Genomic DNA, 22,188 nt, shown 5'->3' on the forward strand with positions numbered 1-22,188 from the left:
TCACACACCCCCACGCAAGGAGCCCCACGTGAGCCGCACCTCCCGAACAACCCGCCGAACCCGCACAACACCCCGCACAACACCCCGCACAACAACCCGCAGAACCACCCTCCTCGCCCTCCCCGCCGCCGTCCTGCTCGCCCTCATCCCGAGCTCGGCGTCCGCGTACCCCAACCCCGGCAAGGTCACCGGCAGCGTCGTCGTGCACGACCCGACGATGATCCGCACCTCCTCCGGCCGTTACCTGCTCTACGCCACCGGCGGCGGCCTCGGCTACAAGACCTCCACCGACCGGATCGCCTTCAGTGCCGGCGCCGACGCCTTCTCCGCCAAGCCCAGTTGGTGGTCGTCGTACGCCACCGAGGCCTGGGCGCCCGACATCTCGTACACCTCGTACCAGGGCGGCAAGTACCTGATGTACTACGCCGTCTCGACCTTCGGGTCGAACAAGTCCGCCATCGGGCTGGCCACTTCGAGCACCGGGCTGCCGGGGTCGTGGAGCGATCAGGGCCCGGTCTACACCTCCACCACCTCCAGCGACTACAACGCCATCGACCCGAACCTCTTCGTCGACGGCGACGGCAAGTGGTGGCTCTCCTTCGGGAGTTGGTGGACCGGCCTGAAGATGATCCAGATCGATCCCGCCACCGGGAAGCAGCTCTCCGGCAACACCACCCGGTACTCCCTCGCCTCCCGGCCCACCGGGACCAAGGCCGTCGAGGCGCCCTACATCGTCAAGCGGGGCAGCTACTACTACCTCTTCGCCTCGTACGACACCTGCTGCGCCGGCACCAGCTCGACGTACAAGGTCAAGGTCGGCCGTGCCACCAGCATCACCGGGCCGTACTACGACAAGAACGGCGTCTCGATGATGAACAACGGCGGGACGCCGGTCCTGGAGTCGCACGGGAGCATCATCGGGCCCGGCGGACAGTCGATCATGAAGGACTCCGACGGCGACCTGATCGTCTACCACTACTACGACGGCAACGACAACGGCACACCCAAGCTCGGGATCAACCTACTGAACTGGAGCAGCGGATGGCCCGTCGCCTACTGACCCTGCTGGCCGCCCTGCTGCTCGCCCTGTCGGTCGGGCAGCCGTCCGCGAGCGCGGCCTCGTTCGCCAACCCGGTCAAGGCGCAGAAGGGCGCCGACCCCTGGATCTCGTACCACAACGGCAACTACTACATGGTGACGACGAGTTGGACCGACCGCATCACCATGCGCAAGTCCGCCACCCTCGCCGGGCTCGCCACCGCGCCCAACATCGAGGTGTGGAAGGGCGATGCCGCGTCCAGATGCTGCAACATCTGGGCGCCCGAGATGCACTTCCTCAACGGGCGCTGGTACCTGTACTACGTCGCCGGGCAGAACGTGTCCGACTACAACCCGACGCAGCGGACGCATGTGCTGGAGAGCGCGGGGTCCGATCCCACCGGGCCGTACACCTACAAGAACCAGCTCAACTCCGCGTGGATGCTGGACCCGACCGTCGCCACCATCAACGGCCAGCTGTATCTGTTCGGCAGCGCGAGCGGTGGGACGCAGAATCTCGTCGCCGCCCGGATGTCGAACCCGTACACCCTCGCCACCGGCTTCTCCACCATCTCCAGGCCGACCAACTCCTGGGAGACGTCCGGCGGTACGGTCAACGAAGGGCCGGAGATCCTCCAGCGCGGCGGGAAGACGTTCCTCATCTACTCCGCCAGCGGCTGCTGGACCCCCGACTACAAGCTCGGCCAGCTCACCCTCACCGGGTCCGATCCGCTGTCCGCGTCCTCCTGGACGAAGAAGTCCACGCCCGTGTTCCAGCGGAATGACGCGAACGGGGTTTACGGGCCTGGTCACAACGGGTTCTTCAGCTCGCCCGACGGCACCGAGAACTGGATCGTCTACCACGCCAACGACTCCGCCTCCGACGGCTGCGACAACGGACGTACGGCCCGGGCGCAGAAGTTCACCTGGAACGCGGACGGCACGCCCAACCTCGGTACGCCGGTTCGGCTCGGGGCGAGCATGCCCGGCCCGTCCGGAGAGCCGTCCGCCGTCTCGACGACGTACACGATCACGAACCGCAACAGCGGCAAGTGCCTTGACGTCGCCGGGAGTTCGACGGCCGACGGAGCCAACGTGCAGCAGTACAGCTGTAGCGGCGGCAACAACCAGCGGTGGCGGATCGAGGACCAGGGGGACGACACCAGCCGCCTCGTGAACGTGGCGACCGGCAAGGTGCTCGACACCGCCGACTGCTCCTCCGCCGACGGTGCCGATCTGCGTCAGTGGTCCTGGCTGAACAACACCTGCCAGCGGTTCCGGTTCCTCGCCACCGACAGCGGCTACGTCAGGATCGTGAACCAGGCCACCGGCAAGGTCGCGGATGTCGCCAACTGCTCCACGGCGGACGCGGCAGACGTACGCCAGTGGACGTGGCTGAACAACAACTGCCAGCAGTGGAGGCTGAACCCGGTGTAAGAGGCTCTACCCCGCCTGCCCCATCCCCGCCGCGTTGGGCCAGCTCTGGGCGTTGGGCCAGCCGGTCGCCGGGGCCGTCGTCAGGTCCGGTGGTACGCCGGCCGGGGCCGTCATGCCACGGACCTGGGCGGCGGTGAGGCCACCCCGGGCAGGGACGCCCGGCGGGGTCTGGCCGCCGCCGCCCATCGGCCCGGCGGCGGGCATCGAGGCCGCCGCCGGCGCGGCAGCCGGCGTCGGTACCGGGCTGGGCATCGGCGTCGGCGCCGGTACCGGGGTGGGCATGGGTGCCGGCGCCGGTACCGGAGTGGGCATGGGGGTCGGGGTCGGCATCTGAGCCGGGGTCGGCATCTGGGCCGGTGCCGGGAAGCCGACCGGTTGCGGGCCCGCCTGGGCCGCCGCCGGCATCGGCATCCCGACCCCGCCCGGCTGGCCAGTCTGGCCCGGCTGGCCAGCCTGACCCGGTTGACCGGGCTGCCCTCGCTGGTCGAACTGCGCCGCCGCCGGCGCGGGCATCGGCATGCCGCCGCCGGCGGCGACCCCCTGCGGACCGGTGGCCATGGCCTGAGCGGCAAGGCCCTGTGTGCCGGCGCCGTTGGTGGAGCTGACCAACCGGTCCACGGCCGCCGTACCCGAGCTGTAGCTGGTCCCGGTAGCCAGCTCGGGTACGGCGGCTCCCCTCCTGGTCCCGTAGAGCACCTGTTCCAGGCCGGACACCAGGCGACGCACGTCCACCTGGGGGCGCACCACGAGTCGCAGGAAGCGGCTGGACGAACCGATCTTGTTGCCGCACTCGCGGACGAGGATCCGGTGCTCGGTGAGCATCCGGTCCCGGACCACGGTGCCTTCGGCGCCCACGGGGAGGCGTACGAAGAGGAAGTTGCCCTGGGACGGGTAGACCGTCAACCCGGGCAGCGAGGCGAGCTGGCCGGCCATGTCCAGGCGGTCGCGGCGGACCTGCTGGAGGCTCTGCGCGTACTCGGAGCCGTGCTCCTTGAGCATGAACACCACGTGCTCCGCGAAGGAGTTGAGGTTCCACTTGGGGAGCATCGAGCGGATACGGCCGGCCAGGGCGGGGTTGGCGACCAGGTAGCCGAACCGTATGCCGTGCAGACCGAAGTTCTTGCCGAGGCTGCGGAGCACGACCACGTTCGGGCGCAGCATCGCCTCGTGGACGACGGACGGCTCCGACTCGGCGTCCGCGAACTCCAGGAACGACTCGTCGATGACGACCAGGTCCAGGTCCGCCATCGCGTCCATGAACTGCGTGATGGCGTGCTTGTGCAGGAAGCCGCCGTCGGGGTTGTTCGGGTTGCAGATGACGGCGACGCGGGTGCCGCGCTTGCGGATGAAATCGGCGTACTGGGCGAGGTCCAGGGCGAAGCCGCTGGACTCCTGGAGCGGGAACATGTCGACCCGCTTGCCGGTCTCCATCGGCTGGTCGGTCCAGCGGCCGAAGGTGGGGACGGGGATGGCGAGGGACTCGCGGACCATCAAGTGGTCTATCCAGGTGATGAGTTCGGTCGAGCCGTTGCCCATCGCCACGCACTGCGGGGGAAGTTGGAGCAGGCTGCACAGCTCGGCCGTGATGGTGTCGGCGCTGCTCGGGTAGTACGTGATGATGTCGCGCAGCCGGGACGCCATGGAGTCGAACATGGCGGGCGTGGGGAAATAGGGATTGCAGGGGATGCAGAAGTCGACCGGACCGGCTCCTTCGCCGCCCTCCCGCGTCAACGCCGCCATCGACGGGCTGTGTGCCGCGGTGCTGCGGAACAGCGAGGTGACGTTGTCAGCCAAGGGAGCCTCCGTATGGGGCGGGCCCGGCGGGGACGACCGGGCCCGTCGTCTTGGGTGGCCCGCGCGGGGGAGCGCGGGCCGCCCTTACATACGGAGACTGGTGTGACGCTGTTCAAACATTGAGAAGTCGGTGAGAACTTGTGCGCCACCCGTGAAGAAGGGGCACGCCCTTCCGTTTACGCGCCGAACGTGTGGACCGTCGTCGTCCGGTATGTCTGCCCCGGCCGCAGCACGGTCGAGGGGAACTTCGGCTGGTTCGGCGAGTCCGGGAAGTGCTGCGTCTCCAGGCAGAGGGCGTCGCCCTGGCGGTAGATGTGGCCGCCGGTGCCGACGAGGCTGCCGTCGAGGAAGTTGCCGGAGTAGAACTGGAGGCCCGGTTCCGTTGTGGCGATCTTCAGGGTGCGGCCGGAGGCGGGGTCGCGCAGGGTCGCGATCTGCTCCGGCTTGGCCGTGCTGCCCTTGTCGAGGACGTAGTTGTGGTCGATGCCCTTGCTGTACAGCAACTGCTGGTGGGCGGCCCGGAGGTCCTCGCCGACCGTCTTGGGGCGGCGGAAGTCGAAGGGGGTGCCCGCGACATCCGCCGGCTCGCCGGTGGGGATCAGCCCCGAGTCGACCGGGGTGTAGCGGGAGGCCGCGATCTCCAGCTCGTGATCGTGGACGGTGCCGCTGCCCTCGCCGGCGAGGTTCCAGTAGACGTGGCTGGTGAGGTTGACGACGGTGGCCTTGTCGGTGGTGGCCTCGTAGTCGATGCGCCAGTCGCCCTGCCGGGTGAGGGTGTACGTCACCTTCACCTTGAGCGTGCCCGGGTAGCCCATCTCGCCGTCGGCGCTCGTGTAGTAGAGGTACAGGCCGACGTCGGAGCCCTGGGTGAAGGGCTCGATGTCCCACACGCGCTTGTCGAAGCCCTGGGCGCCGCCGTGCAGGCTGTTGACGCCGTCGTTGACGTTCACCTGGTAGCTCTTGCCGTCCAGGGTGAACCGGCCCTCGGCGATGCGGTTGCCGTAGCGGCCGATGAGCGCGCCGAAGTACGGGCTGGAGGCGACGTAGTCCTCGATGTTGTCGAAGCCCAGGGAGACGTTGGCGTACCGGCCTGTGCGGTCCGGGATCTCCAGGGACTGGACGACGCCACCCCAGGAGAGGACCTTCAGGCGGGTTCCGCCGTTCTCCAGCGCCCAGCTGTGGACCTTCGTGCCGTCGGCGAGCTTGCCGAAGAGCGACTTCACCGGCTTCCTGCCTCCCGTGGAAGTGGAAAGGGCCCCGCCGGCAGGCGGGGCCCTCGGGTCATGGCCCAGTCGTTTACGAACCGACCTTGCGCTTGTTCCACACGTCGAAGCCGACCGCCGCCAGAAGCACCAGGCCCTTGATGACCTGCTGCCAGTCGGTGCCGATGCCGACGAGGTTCATGCCGTTGTTCAGCACGCCCAGGACCACACCACCGATGATCGCGCCGAGGACGGTACCCACACCGCCGCTCATCGACGCGCCGCCGATGAAGGAGGCCGCGATGGCCTCCAGCTCGAAGTTGAGGCCAGCCTTGGGCGAGGCCGCGTTGAAGCGGGCGGCGAAGACCAGACCCGCCAGGGCCGCGAGCATGCCCATGTTGAGGAAGACAAGGAAGGTGACCTTCTTGTCCTTGACGCCCGACAGCTTGGCCGCGGGCAGGTTGCCGCCGATCGCGTAGATGTGCCGGCCGAAAATGGCGTTGCGCATGACGTAGCCGTAACCGACCACCAGCACACCGAGGATGAGCAGCACGATCGGGGCGCCCTTGTAGCTGGCGAGCAGCATCGTGACGGTGGCCACGGCGGCCACCAGCGCGACGAGCTTGAGCACGAAGAGATTGGTGGGCGGCACCTCGAGGGCGAAGTCCTGCTGCCGCTTGCGGTCGCGGAGCTCCTGGAGCACCACGAACGCGATCACGGCGAGACCGAGCAGCAGGGTGAGGTTGTGGTAGTTGGTGTTCGGGCCGACCTCGGGCAGGAAGCTGTTGGCGACCTTCTGGAGGCCCTCCGGGAACGGGCCGATCGTCTGGCCCTCCAGGAAGATCTCCGTGAGCCCGCGGAACGTCAGCATGCCCGCGAGCGTCACGATGAACGACGGGATGCCCAGGTAGGCGATGAGGAACCCTTGCGCGGCGCCGGCCGCGGCTCCGATGGCCAGGCACATCACCAGGGCGATGGGCCAGGCGATGTCGTTGTTGACCATCAGCACGGCTCCCACCGCGCCCACGAACGCCGTCAACGAGCCGACCGACAGGTCGATATGGCCCGCGATGATGACGAGCATCATGCCGATCGCGAGGATCAGGATGTAGCTGTTCTGCAGCACCAGGTTGGAGACGTTGCGCGGCAGCAGCAGGTCACCGTCGGTCCACACGGCGAACAGCACCACGATCAGGCCGAGGGCGAACAGCATGCCGTACTGCCGCATGTTGCGGCGCATGCCGTCCAGCATCAGCTGAAGCAGGCTGTCACCGGTCGCCGAACCGCCCTTGCCGGGCGGCGCGGGGGCCGGCGTCTTGGCGGTCACATCCGTGCTCATCGGGTTACCTCTTTGTCCTTTGTCATCTGGCGCATCAGTGATTCCTGCGAGGCCTCCGCCCGCGAGAACTCACCGGTCAGCCGCCCCGCGGCCATCGTGTAGATGCGGTCACACATTCCCAGCAGCTCCGGCAGCTCCGAGGAGATGAAGACGACCGCCTTGCCCTCGGCGGCCAGCTGGTCGATGACCGTGTAGATCTCGTACTTGGCACCGACGTCGATACCGCGCGTCGGTTCGTCCAGGATCAGCACATCGGGACCCGCGAAGATCCACTTGCTGAGGACGACCTTCTGCTGGTTGCCGCCGGACAGCTTGCCCACCGGCTCGAAGACGGTCGGCGCCTTGATGTTCATGGACTTGCGGAAGCCCTCGGCGACCTGTCGTTCGTCGTGCTCGTCGACCACACCGCGCTTGGAGACCTTGCCCAGCGCGCTGAGCGAGATGTTCCGTCCGATGGTGTCGATGAGGTTGAGGCCGTAGTGCTTGCGGTCCTCGGTGACGTACGCGATGCCGTGCTTGACCGCCTCCGGGACGGACTTCGTACGGATCTCGGTGCCGTCCTTGAAGACCTGGCCGCCCGCGTACCGGCCGTACGTCCGCCCGAAGACGTTCATCGCGAGTTCGGTGCGGCCGGCGCCCATCAGGCCCGCGATACCGACGATCTCGCCCCGCCGCACGGACAGGGAGACGTCGTCGACCACCTTGCGCTGCTGGTCGATCGGGTGGTGCACGGTCCAGTTGCGGATCTCCAGGGCGGGCGCCTGGCCCTCCTCCGGCTGGTGCGGGGAGCGCTCCGGGAAGCGGTTCTCCAGATCGCGGCCGACCATCCCGCTGATGATCCGGTCCTCGGTGGTTTCCGGGGCCTTCACGTCGAGCGTCTCGATGGTCTGCCCGTCGCGCAGGATCGTCACCGAGTCGGCGACCTTGCGGATCTCGTTCAGCTTGTGGGAGATGATGATCGAGGTGATGCCCTGCTTCTTCAACTCCAGGATGAGATCGAGGAGTTTGCCGCTGTCCTCGTCGTTCAGAGCCGCGGTCGGCTCGTCGAGGATGAGCAGCTTCACCTTCTTCGACAGCGCCTTCGCGATCTCCACGAGCTGCTGCTTGCCCACGCCGATGTCGGCGACGCGGGTCTCCGGGTGGTCGGAGAGACCGACCCGGCGCAGCAGTTCGTTGGCGTGCTTGAGGGTGTCGTTCCAGTTGATGAGCCCGCGCTTGGCGTGCTCGTTGCCTAGGAAGATGTTCTCCGCGAGGGAGAGGTAGGGCACCAGGGCCAGCTCCTGGTGGATGATCACGATGCCGTGATGCTCACTGGCCCGGATGTCCTTGAACTCGCAGACCTCTCCTTCGAAGAGGATTTCGCCCTCGTACGTCCCGTGCGGGTGGACGCCGGAGAGGACCTTCATCAAGGTCGACTTGCCGGCGCCGTTCTCCCCGCAGATGGCATGGACCTCGCCCTGCTGGACGGTCAGTGTGACGTCCGACAGTGCTTTGACGCCGGGAAAGGTCTTGACGATCGAGCGCATTTCCAGGACGGGTCCCGCCATGGTCTTGCCTTCCAATCAGTTGGAGCCGGCGGTTACTTGAGGTCGCTTGCCTTGTGGTAGCCGGAGTCGATGACGACCTTCTGGTAGTTGGACTTGTCGACGCTGACCGGCTTCAGCAGGTACGCGGGCACGACCTTCGCGCCGTTGTCGTAGGTCTTGGTGTCGTTGACCTCAGGCTTCTTGTCGTTCAGCACCGCGTCGACCATGTTCGAGGCCACCTTGGCGAGTTCGCGGGTGTCCTTGAAGACGGTCTGCGTCTGCTGGCCCGCCTCGATCGACTTCAGGGAGGCGACCTCGGCGTCCTGGCCGGTGACGATCGGCAGCGGCTTGCTCTTGGAGCCGTAGTCGTCCGACTTCAGCGCCGAGAGGATGCCGATGGAGATGCCGTCGTACGGCGAGAGCACCGCGTCGACCCGCTGGCTCTTGTAGGCGGCGGTCAGGATGTCGTCCATGCGCTTCTGGGCGGTGCCGCCGTCCCAGCGCAGGGTGGTGACCTGGGTCAGCTTGGTCTGGCCGGACCTGACGACGAGCTGCTTCTTGTCGATGTAGGGCTGAAGCACCTTCATCGCGCCGCCGAAGAAGTAGCGGGTGTTGTTGTCGTCGTTCGAGCCGGCGAAGAGCTCGATGTTGAACGGGCCCTTCTTGCTGCCGTCCTTCAGGCCGAGCTTCTCGACGATGTAGTTGCCCTGGAGCTCGCCGACCTTCTCGTTGTCGAAGGACGCGTAGTAGTCGACGTTCTCCGTGCCGAGGATCAGGCGGTCGTAGGAGATCACCGGGATGTCGGCGTCCTTGGCCTGCTGGAGGACGTTGTTCATCGACTTGTTGTCGATGGACGCGATGATCAGCGCCTTGACGCCCTGCGTGATCAGGTTCTCGACCTGGGAGACCTGCTGGTCCGGGTCGTCCTCGCCGTAGACCAGCTTGGTCTTGTAGCCCTTCGACTCCAGGTTCTTCTTGACGAAGTCGCCGTCGAGGATCCAGCGCTCGGAGGACTTGGTCGGCATGGCGATACCGATGGTGGCGCCCTTGGTGCTGCCCGACCCCTCCTCGCTGCCGCCTTCGCTGCTCTGGCCGCAGGCGGACAGAGTGAGGGCGAGGGAGGCCGAGGTGGCTATGGCGGCGAGTGCGGCTCGACGAGTACGCATGATCATCTTCCTTGATGTGTGGGGCGGGCTCGGTCTGGCTTTGCGGGGCCGCTGCGTGGCACGCATGCGAGGTGAGACCGAGTAGAGGGTGTGTCGGATTCTGTGCGGCCGCGTCGTCTTTTGTGAAGGGGCGTTGTCCGGAATGTTATGAGGGTGTATCGAATCGACGCAGATCACCGGGCAGCCGGGAGCCGAGCGGGGCCATGTCGTCGCCCACTCCGTGCCGTGCCAGGAGGTCCAGGGCGAGCCGGCCGCGGCGCACCCTCTCGCGGGCGGTGTTCAGGGTCAGGTCGCGCATGTGGTGCCCGTACGGGTAGATCCCCGGGGCCTTTGACAGACCGAACTTCAGGTAGATCGGCGCGCCGCGCCGGATCAGCTCGGCGACCTCGTACATCCGCACGTAACCGCCGAGATCGTCGGGGGCCTCGATGTACATGTCCATGGGGGCGGCGGAGATCCGCCGGATCTCGGTGAGGTGGTCGAGCGTCAGATCGCTGGGCACGTTGATCGAGTCGCTGCCCAGGTTCTCGTACACGGCGTACGCGGCCGGGTTGACGGGCCCGATCAGCGCGGACACCTTGAGCGTGGTGTCGGCCGGGATGATCCCGGCGCGGCGCGCCCGGTGCAGCGTCCACAGCACACCCTCGTCGGCGACGAGGAGGCACTTGACGCCCAGCTCGGTGGCGCGGACGGCGTCTTCGACACAGCCGGCGACCGCGTCGTGGCCGCGGGCCCGCAGGCCGCCGCCGCGCGAGTCGGTCCGGGTCGAGCCGCCGATGTCCCAGGTGCCGCGCGGGCCGGTGAACAGGCAGAGCTCGATGTCACGCTCGGCGGTGGCGTCGACCATCTCGGTGATCTCGGCGTCGGTCAGCATCCACACACCGCTGCCCTGGCTGATCCGGTGGATCGGCACGTCGAGGCGCGAGGACTCCTTGAGGACGACGGCCAGCGCCTCGGGGCCCTCACACGAGGGGATCTCGGTGCGCCAGCGGCCGCCGCCGGGGAAGGCGTGCGGCGAGGCGTCGGCAGGGTCGAGGGCGGGCGCGCCCAGGCCGAGAGTGGTGAGCGCCTGCTCACCGGGCCTGCGGGCTGCCGTGGCGGAAGCGTCGGTCGTCACAAGCTGTCCTTCGTGTTCGATATTTCGGACGAGGTTCGCGGCTCAAGTCGTGGGGGCTTGGGTGTACGCCGGTACGGGGACCGTCAGGTCGCCCCCGTACCGGCGTACGTCTTAGGGGCGGAGCAGCACCTTGCCCACCTTCGGATCACCGGATCCCACCAGCTCGATGGCCTCGGCGAACCCGTCGAGCGGCAGCTCGTGCGTGACCAGCGGCAGCGGATCGAGCAGCCCGGCCCCGAACACCCGCACCGTGTGCGCCCAGGCGTCCGGCGGTGCCCCGAAGACGGTGTGCACCTCCAGCTGCCGTACGACCAGGTCGGTCGGGTCGAGACCCTCCGCGCCCGGCGCCGGGATGCCCGTCAGGACCAGGCGCCCGCCACGCCTGAGCAGGGAGGCGGCGGTGCGCGCGGCGGACGCGGAACCGGCGGTCTCGATGACGACGTCGAAGTCGTCGGGGAGCGGCTGGTCTTTCGTCCGGAAGTCGCTGGCGCCGAACCGTCTCGACAACGCCTCGCGGTCGTTCCGCGTGCCGACGACCAGCAGCTCCGCAGGGGAGCCCGCTTTCAGGAACTGAACGGCGAACATGCCGAGGGTGCCGGTGCCGACGACGGCCACCCGCTCACCGGGCAGCGCGTTCGCCTTGATCGCGGCGGCCGCGATACATGCGGCCGGCTCCAGCAGGGCCGCCGCCGTCAGGTCGGCGTCGTCCGGCAGGGCGTGCAGCAGCCGGGCGGGCAGGGTGAGGGTGGTGGCCATCGCCCCGGGCTGCGTGAACCCGGTCTCCTCGTACCCCGCCGTGCACAGCGTGGTCTCGCCCGCGTGGCAGCGGTCGCAGACCTGGCAGTTGCGGAAGCCCTCCCCCACGACCTTCCGGCCGACGAGCGACTCGGGCACGCCCGCGCCCACCTTCTCGACCGTCCCGGACCACTCGTGGCCGGGGGTCAGCGGGTAGCGGACGTACCCCTCGGGCCGGTTGCCCTGGTACACCTCGCGGTCGCTGCCGCAGATGCCGACGGCGTGGACGTGCACCAGCGCCTCGCCGGCTCCGGGGTCGCGGGGCGTGTGCGCGGTGAGCCGGTGCTCACCGGGCGCCTCGACGACGACGGCCGTGCTCACTTGGCACCCTTCGGCTTGCGCTGCTCCCAGCCCTCGGCCCACAGGTCGAAGCGGGCCTGCTGCTGCGGGAACTCGGCGGCGGCGTCGATGTCCAGCTCGACACCCAGACCGGGAGCGTCGGAGAGGTGGAAGTACCCGTCGATCACCTCGGGCGCGCCCTTGACGACCTTCTTGATCTCCGCGTCCGCGAAGTCGTTGAAGTGTTCGAGGATCTTGAAGTTCGGGGAGGTGAAGCCGACCTGGAGGGAGGCGGCGGTGAGGACCGGGCCGCCTACGTTGTGCGGGGCGACCAGCACGTAGTGCGTCTCGGCGGTCGCGGCCAGCTTCCTGGTCTCCCAGATACCGCCGATGTGACCGACGTCCGGCTGGATGATGTCGACGGCCTGGCTCTCGAAGAGCTCCCGGAACTCGATGCGATCGTGAATCCGCTCACCCGTGGCGACCGGGATGTCGACCTTGGCGGCGACCTTCTCCAGCGCCTTGAGGTTCTCCGGCGGTACGGGCTCTTCGAGCCACGCGGGCTTGAAGGGCGCGAGGTCCTTCGCCAGCCGGACGGCGGTGGCGGGGGAGAAGCGGCCGTGCATCTCCAGCATCAGCTCGGCGTCCGGCCCGATGGCGTCGCGCACGGCCTCGATGAGGGAGACGGCGTACAGGCTCTGCTGGTGGTCGAGCTCGAAGTGCCCGGTGCCGAAGGGGTCGATCTTGAGCGCCTTGTAGCCGCGCTCCATGACCTCCTTGGCGGCCTTGTGGTAGGCCTCCGGCGTCCGCTCGGTCGTGTACCAGCCGTTGGCGTACGCTTTGACCTTGTCGGTCACCTTGCCGCCCAGCAGCTGCCAGACCGGCACGCCGAGGGCCTTGCCCTTGATGTCCCAGCAGGCCATCTCGACGACGGCGATCCCGGACATCACGATCTCGCCGGCCCGCCCGTAGTCGCCGTACTTCATACGCCGGACGAGGTCTTCCGTGGCGAACGGGTCCGAGCCCACAATGTGATTGGCCTCGGCCTCCCGCAGATAGCCGATCAGCGCGTCGGTGTGGCCCAGCATGCGGGTCTCTCCGACACCCGTGATGCCCTCGTCGGTGTGCACCAGGACGTAGGTCAGGTTGCGCCACGGCGTCCCGACCACGTGTGTGCTGATTCCGGTGATGCGCACGGAAGTAACCCTTCGGCTGTTCGAGATTTCGTCACATGTTCGAAATGCTGGGCAGACAGTAAAGACCGCGTGAGCGGGGTGTCAATGGGTCGAACGGGAAACGATTTCGATAGGTTCGACACCCCTTTCGGAAGTCGGGAGCCGGCGGTGTGCGCCAGGTCACTCGAGTCACCGCGCCGTATGGCCGGTTTCCCACACAACATTCACAGGCGGGCCCGGGAACATGACCAACCAGGAACCTAGTCTTCCCGCGTCATGGACTACTGCCACCCGTGCCGAAGGCACCTGAACGGCGCCCTCGCCTGCCCGGGGTGCGGCACGTCTGCCGAACAGCTGGGCGCGTATCCGCCCGCCACGTACGAGCCGAAGCCGTACACGCAGGAACCGTATACGCGGGAACCGCAGACGCAGGACGCGTCGGCGCACGAGGCGCCGGTCGACTCGGACGACCGCGACGACCGCGGCGGTCATGACGATCACGAAGGCGGGAGCGGCGAACCCCAGGGGCGAGCCGCGCGCCGCCGCGAGCAGGGCCGGGGCGGCCGGCGGGGCTCCGGAGGGGCGGCCGGCGCACAGGACGCAAGTCGTCGCGACCGCAAGGCCGCGGCCCACCGCCGGCGCCGCAGACGCGTGGTGCTGATCACCGTCGGCTTCGCCCTGGCGGCGGGCGGCCTGAGCCTGGCCGAACTCGGCGTGGAGGCGCCGGGGTTCTCCTCCCCCCGCGCCCCCACGGCGGCCGAAGGGGATTCGTCCGAGGTCGACGGGTCGGCAGCAAAGCCGAGCACGTCCGCGCAGCCACCGGACGGCAGGACGGACACGGGCGTGAACAGGCCCTCCGCCTCCCCGAGCCGCTCCGCCTCCCCGTCGGCATCAAAGTCCTCGAAGGACGACAAGGCCACGCGGGCCCCGGACGAGGAAGCCCAGCCGACCACCCGCCCCGGCTCCTCCGGGCCGACCTCCGGACCGACGGCCCCGTCGGACCCGGGCGCGGACCCCACTCCGACCGCCGGCCCGACCGCATCCCCGCAGCCGTCGCCGTCGGAAACGTGCACGCGCTTCCTGTGGTGGTGCTCGTAGAGCTCCGGGCGCGCGGACCACTCCGCGCCCGATCGCGTCGAGCGTGCGTCCTGTGAGCCGTTGAGCGGGCGGCGGCCCGGCTGGACGGCCGTCCAGGACGGCGCGGCCGATGTCCCGGTAACGCGCACATCGGCCGGCACGGGTTCCGGTTCGGCGCGTTCCCGCCGCACAGGCCGTCGTCGGGTCGCCGCTCGGTGCGGGCGCCTCGGACGGCCATCAGGCCTCTGAACAGGGGAGATGTGTCACGGCTGTCAGTGCGTTATGGAACCGTGACGGGCTTCCGCTGTAGCCCCCCTTGACCACCATGAATTGTTAGCGCTCACAATGACGTCCGCATTCACCAGTCAGCCTTCAACGCGAAACACGGGAGTTACGAGCGTTGTGCCCCTAATGCCCCAACTCCCCTTCCCTCCCCGTGCGGTTGGAATCACCGGAATCCCGGCGTGAAGTCGGCGGCGCGGGATCAGCCATCCGCATCACAGGACTTATCGGCAGACGAGCGCCAAGGAGGTGCGGCCGTGACCCACACACAACTTCGGCCGCCCACCATGGCCGACGTGGCGCGCCTGGCCGGCGTGTCCCATCAGACCGTGTCCCGCGTGCTGGGGGATCACCCCAACGTGCGGGAGGAGACGCGGGCCCGGGTGCTGCGGGCTATCGAGGAGATGGGCTATCGCCGCAACTCCTCCGCACGAGCCCTGGTGACCCGGCGCACCCGGACGCTGGGTGTGGTCGCCTCCGACACCACCCTCTACGGGCCGGCCAGTACGCTGTTCGCGCTCGAGGAGGCGGCACGCGCCGAGGGCTATCTCGTCTCGACGGTCAGTCTGCGCAAACTGACCATGGAGGAGCTGTCCGAGGCCCTCGACCACCTCAGCGAGGGCGGGGTCGAAGGAGTGGTCGCCATCGCTCCGCAGCGGTCGGCGGTGGACGCTCTGGCCGAACTCCGCCACCCGTTCCCCGTGGTGGTCGTGGGCAGCGGGCCGGGAGTTGACATCCCCAGTGTCAGTGTGGACCAGCACCTCGGGGGGCGGCTGGCCACCGGCCATCTGCTGGCCGTCGGCCACCGCACGGTCTGGCACCTCGCCGGACCCGAGGACTGGCAGGAGGCGGCCGACCGGGCCGCCGGCTGGCGGGAGACCCTCGAAGCGGAGGGTCTCGATCCGCCCATGCTGCTGCGGGGGGACTGGAGTCCGCTGTCGGGCTACCGGGCGGGCCAGGAACTGGCCGGCTGGGTGGGCCGGGGGCTGACCGCCGTCTTCGTCGCCAACGACCAGATGGCACTGGGGGTGCTGCGGGCCCTGCGTGAGGCGGGGGTCCGAACTCCCCAGGACGTCGCGGTGGTCGGCTTCGACGACATCCCGGAGTCGGAGTTCTTCGCTCCGCCGCTCACCACCGTCCGGCAGGACTTCTCGGCGGTGGGCAAGCGAGGCATCGCACTGCTCCTGGATCTGATCGAGGGCCGACCCCCCGCCACCACGTCCCGGATCGCGATCGAACCCCAACTCGTCGTGCGCGCCAGTACGTTCCCGTACACCGCCCAATCGGAGCGCGCACCTCTCTGACCGACCACTCGGACGCACGCGCCCAGCGGTGTGGCCGATATACCGAACGATGATCGACAGGCTGGACGCAGTATGGCCGGTCCCATCGAGTACCAGCAGGTCCGCCCCTGGACCGGCTCTTCAAAGGAGAAGAACATGCTCAACAGACGAAACTTCCTCACCGCGGCGGTCGGCGTGGCAGCCGCGGGCGGCCTGGCGGCCTGCGCCAAGGAGGACGACAGCTCCACCGGCTCCTCCTCCGGGGGCGGCACCAAGGCGATCACGCTCGGCTTCTCCCAGGTCGGCTCGGAGAGCGGTTGGCGCAGCGCCAACACCACCTCGGTGAAGGACGCGGCCAAGGCGGCGGGCTACACCCTCAAGTTCTCCGACGCCCAGCAGAAGCAGGAGAACCAGATCTCCGCGATCCGCAGCTACATCACCCAGGGTGTGGACGTCATAGCCTTCTCGCCGGTGGTCGTCACCGGCTGGGACGCGGTGCTGAAGGAAGCCAAGGCCAAGAAGATCCCGGTCGTCCTCACCGACCGCTCCGTCGAGACCTCCGACGAGTCCCTGTACGTCACGCTCGTCGGCTCGGACTTCACGGACGAGGGCCGGCGCGCGGCCAAGATCCTGGAGAAGGTCCTGGAGAAGGCCGGCCACAAGGGCAACGTCAAGATCGCACAGCTGGAGGGCACCACCGGTGCCGCCCCCGCGATCGAACGTGCCAAGGGCTTCAAGGAGGTCATGGACGCCGAGCACAAGGACGACTGGAAGATCGTCGTCAGCCAGACCGGTGACTTCACCCGCGCCGGAGGCAAGCAGGTCATGGCGGCCTTCCTGCAGTCCAACCCGGACATCGACGTGCTCTTCGCGCACAACGACGACATGGGCATCGGCGCCATCCAGGCCATCGAGGCGGCCGGCAAGAAGCCCGGCAAGGACATCCTGATCGTCACGGTCGACGGCGTGAAGGACGGCTTCGTCGCCATGTCCGAGGGCAAGATCAACGCCATCGTCGAGTGCAACCCGCTGCTCGGCCCCCAGCTGATGGAGGTCGTGAAGAAGGTCAAGGACGGCGAGACGGTCGAGCGCTGGATCAAGACCAAGGAGAGCGACTTCATGCAGGACCAGGCCAAGGCCGCGCTCCCGACCCGCAAGTACTGACCGACCGCACCCACCGGCAGGGAGCTCCGCCCGACCAAGCCCTCCGTCCGGAGGGCTGTCCAGGGGGCTCCCTGCGGGCCTGAACGAAATCCATGAGGAGCGCTGCCATGGCAGAGCCGCTGCCCGTCCTGGAGATGACGGGCATAGTCAAAGAGTTTCCGGGGGTACGGGCTCTGTCGGGTGTCGACTTCCGGCTCTTCCCCGGCGAGATCCACGCCCTGATGGGCGAGAACGGGGCGGGGAAGTCCACCCTCATCAAGGTGCTGACCGGCGTCTACTCGCTGGACGGAGGCACGATCACCCTCGACGGTGAGTCCGTGCGGATCGGCAGCCCGCTGGAGGCACAGCAGGCCGGCATCAGCACGGTCTACCAGGAGGTGAACCTCTGCCCCAACCTGTCGGTGGCGGAGAACATCTTCATCGGACGCGAACCGACCCGTATGGGCCGCATCCAGTGGAAGCGGCTGCGCAAGGAAGCGGCGGAGCTGGTCGACCGGCTCGGCCTCGACATCGACGTGACCGCGCCCCTGTCCTCGTACCCGCTGGCCGTTCAGCAACTGGTCGCGATCGTACGGTCGGTGGGCACCGGCGACAGCGACGGCGCCGGAGCCGGCACCAAGGTGCTGGTCCTGGACGAGCCGACGTCCAGCCTCGACCGCGACGAGGTCCTCGAACTGTTCCGCCTGATGCGGCGGCTGAAGGACGAAGGCGTCGCGATCCTGTTCGTCTCGCACTTCCTCGACCAGATCTACGAGATCTGCGACCGGATGACGGTACTGCGCAACGGCACCCTCGTCGGCGAGCACATGGTCCGCGACCTCGACCAGGTCGGACTGGTCCAGCTGATGATCGGCAAGGCCCTGGACCAGCTGGAGGAGCTCCACGACCACCAACTGCACGCCGATGTCGGCGAATCGCTGGTCCACGCCGACGGGCTCGGCAGGACCGGTGCCATCGCCCCCTTCGACCTGGAGATCAAGAAGGGCGAGGTCGTCGGACTGGCCGGCCTGCTCGGCTCCGGCCGTACCGAACTCGCCCGGCTTCTCTTCGGCGCCGACCAGCCCGACAGCGGCAAGGTCAGCATCGGCGGAAAGCAGATCTCGATGAGCGCCCCGAACGACGCGATCGCCGCGGGCGTCGCGTTCTGCTCGGAGAACCGCAAGACCGAGGGCCTGGTACCCGACCTGACGGTGCGGGAGAACATCATCCTGGCCCTGCAGGCCGCGCGGGGCTGGACCCGGCCCGTCCCGGCCGCCCAGCGCGACGAACTCGTCGCCAAGTACATCAAGGCCCTGGACATCCGGCCCGCCAACCCGGAGGCCCGCGTCGGCCAGCTCAGCGGCGGCAACCAGCAGAAGGTGCTGCTCGCCCGCTGGCTCATCACCCAGCCGAAGCTGCTGATCCTGGACGAGCCGACGCGCGGCATCGACGTCGGCGCGAAGGCGGAGATCCAGAGACTCGTGGTCTCGCTGTCCGAGGAAGGCATGTCCGTGCTGTACATCGCGGCCGAGTTGGAGGAGGTGCTCCGGCTCAGTCACACCATCGGCGTGCTGCGTGACCGCAAGCTGGTCGCACAGATCGCCAACGGGCCCGAGATCACCCCCACCCGGATCCTGGAGACCATCGCGAGCGGAGAGCACCTGTGACCACCAATCCCCGATGGCGAGCGCTGACGCGCCATCAGTTGTTCTGGCCGGTCGCCGTGCTGGTCATCCTGCTGCTCGTCAACGTTCCCTTCACCCCCGACTTCTTCTCGATCAAGATGACGGACGGTCACCTCTACGGCAGCCTCGTCTCGATCGTGCTGTTCGGATCGCCGCTGATCCTGGTGGCGGTCGGCATGACGCTGGTGATCGCCACCGGCGGCATCGACCTCTCGGTCGGCGCCGTGGTCGCCATCACCGGGGCGCTGACCTGCTCGTACATCAGCGACCAGAAAGACCAGAGCGCCCTGGCCGGGGTCCTCCTCGCCATGGGCCTGGGCCTGCTGGCCGCGGTCGTCTGTGGCCTCTGGAACGGCTTCCTGGTGGCGAGGATGGGCATCCAGCCGATCATCGCCACGCTGATCATCATGGTCGCCGGACGCGGTGTCGCCCAGCTGATCACCGACGGCCAGATCATCACCATCAACAGCGAGCCGTACAAGCTGATCGGTGGCGGCTACTGGCTGACGCTGCCTTTCTCCATCTTCGTGGTGGCCGCGGTCGTGGCCGTCACCGTGGCCCTGACCCGCCGTACGGCTCTCGGTCTGCTGGTCGAGTCGGTCGGCGGCAACGCCGAGGCCAGCCGTCTGGTGGGCATCAGGTCCCTGCGCATCAAGATCATGGTGTACGTCTTCTGCGCGGGGTGCGCGGGCATCGCGGGCCTGATGATCAGCTCCAACACCTCGGCGGCGGACGGCAACAACGCGGGCCTGTGGATCGAGCTCGACGCGATCCTCGCTGTGGTGATCGGCGGCACCTCGCTCCTGGGCGGCCGGTTCTCCATCGGCGGCACCGTGGTCGGCGCCCTCGTCATCCAGACCCTGACCACCACGATCTACACCATCGGCGTGCCGACCCAGACCAACCTGGTCTTCAAGGCCGCCGTCGTCATCGTCGTCTGCCTGCTCCAATCCCCGAAGTTCCGCGCCAAGGTGTTCGGCGCCAGGGGCTTCGGCGGTAGGCGAGGCGGCATGCAGGCCGCGGCTGAGGCGGAGGCCGCCCCGGCGCCCGAGACCGTTCGCAAGATGGAGGTGTCGTGATGACCACGACCACCCAGAAGCCCACGGCGCCGGACCGCCGTCAGACGAGCAGGGCCGCCCGTTGGCTCGGCGACCGGCGTCTGCCCGTCCTGGTGACGGCGGGGCTCTTCCTCGTGATGTACATCATCGGTCTGAGCCGGTATCAGAACTACGGGTTCGCCGAACCGCAGGTCTTCATGAACCTGTTCGTCGACAACGGCTATCTGCTGGTCGCCGCGGTCGGTGCCACCTTCGTCATCCTGTCCGGCGGCATCGACCTCTCCGTCGGTTCCGTGATCGGCTTCACGACCATGTTCACGGCATGGTTGGTGGAGCGTCAGGGCCTGCCGATCCTGGTGGTGATACCCATGGCGCTCGCCGTGGGAGCCTTCGGCGGCTTCCTGATGGGATATGTGATCCACAACTTCGAGATCCAGCCCTTCATCGTGACTCTCGCAGGCCTCTTCCTTTTCCGGGGCCTGTGTCTGGTCATCAGCAAGGAGTCGATCTCCATCAGCGACTCCTCCGTGAGCAGCATGGCCCAGTCGCAGGTGTCACTGGGTGGGGCCTTCCTGTCGATCGGAGCCATCGTCGCGCTCGTCGTGCTGGCCGCGGCGTTCTACGTTCTGCACTACACGCGCTTCGGACGCCGGGTGTACGCCATCGGCGGCAACGAGCAGTCGGCCATGCTGATGGGCCTTCCGCAGGGCGGCACGAAGATCGCCGTGTACACCGTGAGCGGGTTCTGCTCGGCGCTGGCCGGGCTGCTCTTCACCCTGTACATCCAGTCCGGTGACCCGCTGCACGCCACCGGTATGGAACTCGACGCGATCGCCGCGGTCGTCATCGGCGGCACGCTGCTCACGGGCGGCTCCGGATATGTGATCGGCACGCTCTTCGGTGTGCTGGTCCTTGGCCTGATCAAGAGCATCATCCAGTTCGAGGGCACGCTCAGCTCTTGGTGGACGAAGATCGCCACGGGTGTGCTGCTCTGCGCGTTCATCCTGGTCCAGCGCTTCATGACAACCCGCCAGAAGACCTGAGCCGGCCGGCGTTTCCGGCCCGCGGCCCCTGTCGCCGCCGACGCTCTGCGTGGGCGGTGACAGGGGCCGCGGGCCGGTGCCGCGTAAGGCGGCGCCGCGGCGGCACGCGCCTTACGCTGCCAGCATCCGCCGCAGCAACCCCACCAGCATCAGCCGCTCCTCTTCGCCCAGCCCCGCCAGCGGCTCCAGCGCGAACCGCAGTCCCTCTCGCAGCTCCCGGGCTGTTCGGCGCCCCTCCGGCGTCGCCGCCGCCAGCTTCACGCGGCGGTCGGCCGGGTCCGGGCGGCGCTCCACCAGGCCTCGGGCCTCCAGGCGGTCCACGATGCCCGTGACGTTCGAGGGCTCGCACTTCAGCTTGTGCGCCAGTTTCCGCATCGGCAGGGGTCCGAGCGAGAGCAGGCTGAGCAGTTTCGCCTGCGCGCCGGTGAGCGCGTGCGTGCTCGCCGCCTCCTCGTACTCCTCGTGGTAGCGCGCCACGACGGATCCGATGAGGTCGACAACCTCCAGGGTCAGTTCATCGGGGCGGCGGGTCTGCGGTGGTGTGGCCATGCCTCTCAGGGTACCCGTTACTTGACACCATGAAATATTCAAACGACAGTTGTTTCAGGTACTGAAGTAAAGGAAAGGCGCAACTGATGATCAACCGCGAATGGCACCTGCTCTCCCGCCCCGTCGGCTGGCCGAAGCCCGAGGACTTCGCCCTCGTCGAGGCCGAGCTGCCGCAGCCGGGTGACGGTCAGGTCCTGGTCCGGAACAAGTACCTCTCCGTCGACCCGTACATGCGCGGCCGCATGAGCGCGGCCAAGTCGTACGCCGCCCCCTACGAGCTCGGCAAGGTCATGCACGGCGGCGCGGTCGGCGAGGTCGTCGCCTCCAACGCCGAGGGCATCGCCGTCGGCGATCACGTCCTGCACCAACTCGGCTGGCGCGAGTACGCCGCCGTGGACGCCAAGCAGGCCGTCAAGGTCGACCCGGAGGCCGCGCCCCTGTCGACGTACCTCGGCGTCCTCGGCATGACCGGCCTCACCGCCTACGCCGGCCTGCTGCGCACGGCCTCCTTCAAGGAGGGCGACTCCGTGTTCGTGTCCGGCGCCGCCGGTGCCGTCGGCAGCCAGGTCGGGCAGATCGCCAAGTTCAAGGGCGCCTCCCGGGTCATCGGCTCGGCCGGCTCCGACGAGAAGGTCAAGCTCCTCATCGAGGAGTACGGCTTCGACGCCGCGTTCAACTACAAGGACGGCCCGGTCTGGGAGCAGCTCAAGGAGGCCGCCCCGGACGGCATCGACGTCTACTTCGACAATGTCGGCGGCGAGCACCTCGAGGCCGCGATCGGCGCGCTCAACGTGCGGGGCCGGGTCGTGATCTGCGGCATGATCTCGCAGTACAACGCGACCGAGCCGACTCCCGGACCGCACAACATGGTCAAGATCCTGCAGAACCGGCTCCGCGTCGAGGGTGTTCTGGTCACTGACAATTACGATCTCCAGCCGCAGTTCGTCCAGGAAGTCGGCCCCTGGGTCGCCTCTGGAGCGCTCAAGTACCGCGAGACCGTCGTCGAGGGCATCGAGAACAACCTGGAGGCCTTCCTCGGCGTCCTGCGCGGCGACAACTCCGGAAAGATGATCGTCAAGCTCTGAGCGGGCTGAGCCGAGCGGCGGCGCCTTTCAGGCCGTTACGCTGCCCGCCCGCGTTCGTTGCGTATGGCGGAGGCCGCACCCCTGGACGTGGGGTGCGGCCTCTGTCCTTTCCTCG

Annotated in this window: 17 protein-coding genes and 1 pseudogene; 9 read left to right on the plus strand and 9 right to left on the minus strand. The window is 68.2% G+C overall.

Annotation, left to right across the window (positions count from 1 at the left end; translation table 11 throughout):
- Positions 1-133 precede the first annotated feature (133 nt).
- Entirely contained in the window at positions 134-1,060 is a 927-nt protein-coding gene (locus AB0I77_RS03070) for an arabinan endo-1,5-alpha-L-arabinosidase (protein WP_363280578.1), read from the plus strand.
- Positions 1,042-2,475, plus strand: a complete 1,434-nt coding sequence (locus AB0I77_RS03075; RefSeq protein ID WP_363280508.1) for a family 43 glycosylhydrolase — start codon at positions 1,042-1,044, stop codon at positions 2,473-2,475. The genes AB0I77_RS03070 and AB0I77_RS03075 overlap by 19 nt, the downstream gene beginning before the upstream one ends.
- 6 nt (positions 2,476-2,481) lie before the next feature.
- On the opposite strand, the gene AB0I77_RS03080 is transcribed toward AB0I77_RS03075, so the two are convergent.
- The 8 genes and pseudogenes from AB0I77_RS03080 to AB0I77_RS03115 all read right to left on the minus strand — a co-directional run bounded on the left by AB0I77_RS03080 (position 2,482) and on the right by AB0I77_RS03115 (position 12,889).
- Positions 2,482-4,269, minus strand: coding sequence for an aminotransferase class I/II-fold pyridoxal phosphate-dependent enzyme (locus AB0I77_RS03080; protein ID WP_363280509.1), 1,788 nt, complete (start codon positions 4,267-4,269; stop codon positions 2,482-2,484).
- Between the two features lie 176 nt (positions 4,270-4,445).
- A pseudogene (locus tag AB0I77_RS03085) lies at positions 4,446-5,513 on the minus strand (aldose epimerase family protein); the annotation flags it as partial.
- A 52-nt stretch (positions 5,514-5,565) separates the two neighbouring features.
- The gene (gene mmsB / locus AB0I77_RS03090) at positions 5,566-6,810 is read right to left on the minus strand and encodes a multiple monosaccharide ABC transporter permease (RefSeq protein WP_363280510.1); all 1,245 of its coding nucleotides are present in this window, start codon (positions 6,808-6,810) and stop codon (positions 5,566-5,568) included.
- A complete protein-coding gene (gene mmsA / locus AB0I77_RS03095) occupies positions 6,807-8,357 on the minus strand; it encodes a multiple monosaccharide ABC transporter ATP-binding protein (protein ID WP_363280511.1) in 1,551 nt (516 codons plus the stop codon). The genes mmsB and mmsA overlap by 4 nt, the downstream gene beginning before the upstream one ends.
- Positions 8,358-8,389: 32 nt before the next feature.
- Entirely contained in the window at positions 8,390-9,502 is a 1,113-nt protein-coding gene (chvE, locus tag AB0I77_RS03100) for a multiple monosaccharide ABC transporter substrate-binding protein (protein ID WP_363280512.1), read from the minus strand.
- A gap of 145 nt (positions 9,503-9,647) precedes the next feature.
- Positions 9,648-10,619, minus strand: a complete 972-nt coding sequence (locus tag AB0I77_RS03105) for a hypothetical protein (protein WP_363280514.1) — start codon at positions 10,617-10,619, stop codon at positions 9,648-9,650.
- 111 nt (positions 10,620-10,730) lie between these two features.
- Positions 10,731-11,735 (minus strand): alcohol dehydrogenase catalytic domain-containing protein, encoded by a 1,005-nt coding sequence (locus AB0I77_RS03110; RefSeq protein ID WP_363280516.1) that lies wholly within the window; start codon positions 11,733-11,735, stop codon positions 10,731-10,733.
- On the minus strand, positions 11,732-12,889 hold the full coding sequence (locus AB0I77_RS03115; protein ID WP_363280517.1) for a mandelate racemase/muconate lactonizing enzyme family protein: 1,158 nt from the start codon (positions 12,887-12,889) through the stop codon (positions 11,732-11,734). Before AB0I77_RS03115 ends, AB0I77_RS03110 begins: the two co-directional genes overlap by 4 nt.
- Before the next feature lie 255 nt (positions 12,890-13,144).
- Here AB0I77_RS03115 and AB0I77_RS03120 point away from each other — a divergent pair, with 255 nt between their 5' ends.
- The 6 genes from AB0I77_RS03120 (at position 13,145) to yjfF (ending at position 20,439) form a co-directional block, all read left to right on the plus strand.
- A complete protein-coding gene (locus AB0I77_RS03120) occupies positions 13,145-13,966 on the plus strand; it encodes a hypothetical protein (RefSeq protein WP_363280518.1) in 822 nt (273 codons plus the stop codon).
- A 518-nt stretch (positions 13,967-14,484) separates the two neighbouring features.
- Positions 14,485-15,531 carry a LacI family DNA-binding transcriptional regulator gene (locus AB0I77_RS03125; RefSeq protein WP_363280519.1) on the plus strand — a complete coding sequence of 349 codons (1,047 nt, stop codon included), beginning with the start codon at positions 14,485-14,487 and terminating at the stop codon, positions 15,529-15,531.
- 135 nt (positions 15,532-15,666) lie between these two features.
- Positions 15,667-16,674: an ABC transporter substrate-binding protein gene (locus AB0I77_RS03130; RefSeq protein WP_363280520.1), complete on the plus strand. Its 1,008-nt coding sequence runs from the start codon at positions 15,667-15,669 to the stop codon at positions 16,672-16,674.
- A gap of 107 nt (positions 16,675-16,781) precedes the next feature.
- Positions 16,782-18,320, plus strand: a complete 1,539-nt coding sequence (locus AB0I77_RS03135) for a sugar ABC transporter ATP-binding protein (RefSeq protein WP_363280521.1) — start codon at positions 16,782-16,784, stop codon at positions 18,318-18,320.
- The gene (locus AB0I77_RS03140) at positions 18,317-19,417 is read left to right on the plus strand and encodes an ABC transporter permease (protein ID WP_363280522.1); all 1,101 of its coding nucleotides are present in this window, start codon (positions 18,317-18,319) and stop codon (positions 19,415-19,417) included. Before AB0I77_RS03135 ends, AB0I77_RS03140 begins: the two co-directional genes overlap by 4 nt.
- Positions 19,417-20,439, plus strand: a complete 1,023-nt coding sequence (gene yjfF / locus AB0I77_RS03145; protein WP_363280523.1) for a galactofuranose ABC transporter, permease protein YjfF — start codon at positions 19,417-19,419, stop codon at positions 20,437-20,439. The genes AB0I77_RS03140 and yjfF overlap by 1 nt, the downstream gene beginning before the upstream one ends.
- Before the next feature lie 111 nt (positions 20,440-20,550).
- On the opposite strand, the gene AB0I77_RS03150 is transcribed toward yjfF, so the two are convergent.
- Positions 20,551-20,988, minus strand: coding sequence for a MarR family transcriptional regulator (locus tag AB0I77_RS03150; RefSeq protein ID WP_363280524.1), 438 nt, complete (start codon positions 20,986-20,988; stop codon positions 20,551-20,553).
- 86 nt (positions 20,989-21,074) lie between these two features.
- Between AB0I77_RS03150 and AB0I77_RS03155 the strand changes: the two genes are divergently transcribed.
- The gene (locus AB0I77_RS03155) at positions 21,075-22,073 is read left to right on the plus strand and encodes an NADP-dependent oxidoreductase (RefSeq protein WP_363280525.1); all 999 of its coding nucleotides are present in this window, start codon (positions 21,075-21,077) and stop codon (positions 22,071-22,073) included.
- Positions 22,074-22,188: the final 115 nt, after the last annotated feature.

Source organism: Streptomyces sp. NPDC050619, from assembly GCF_040654815.1.
Taxonomy (GTDB): Bacteria; Actinomycetota; Actinomycetes; order Streptomycetales; family Streptomycetaceae; genus Streptomyces.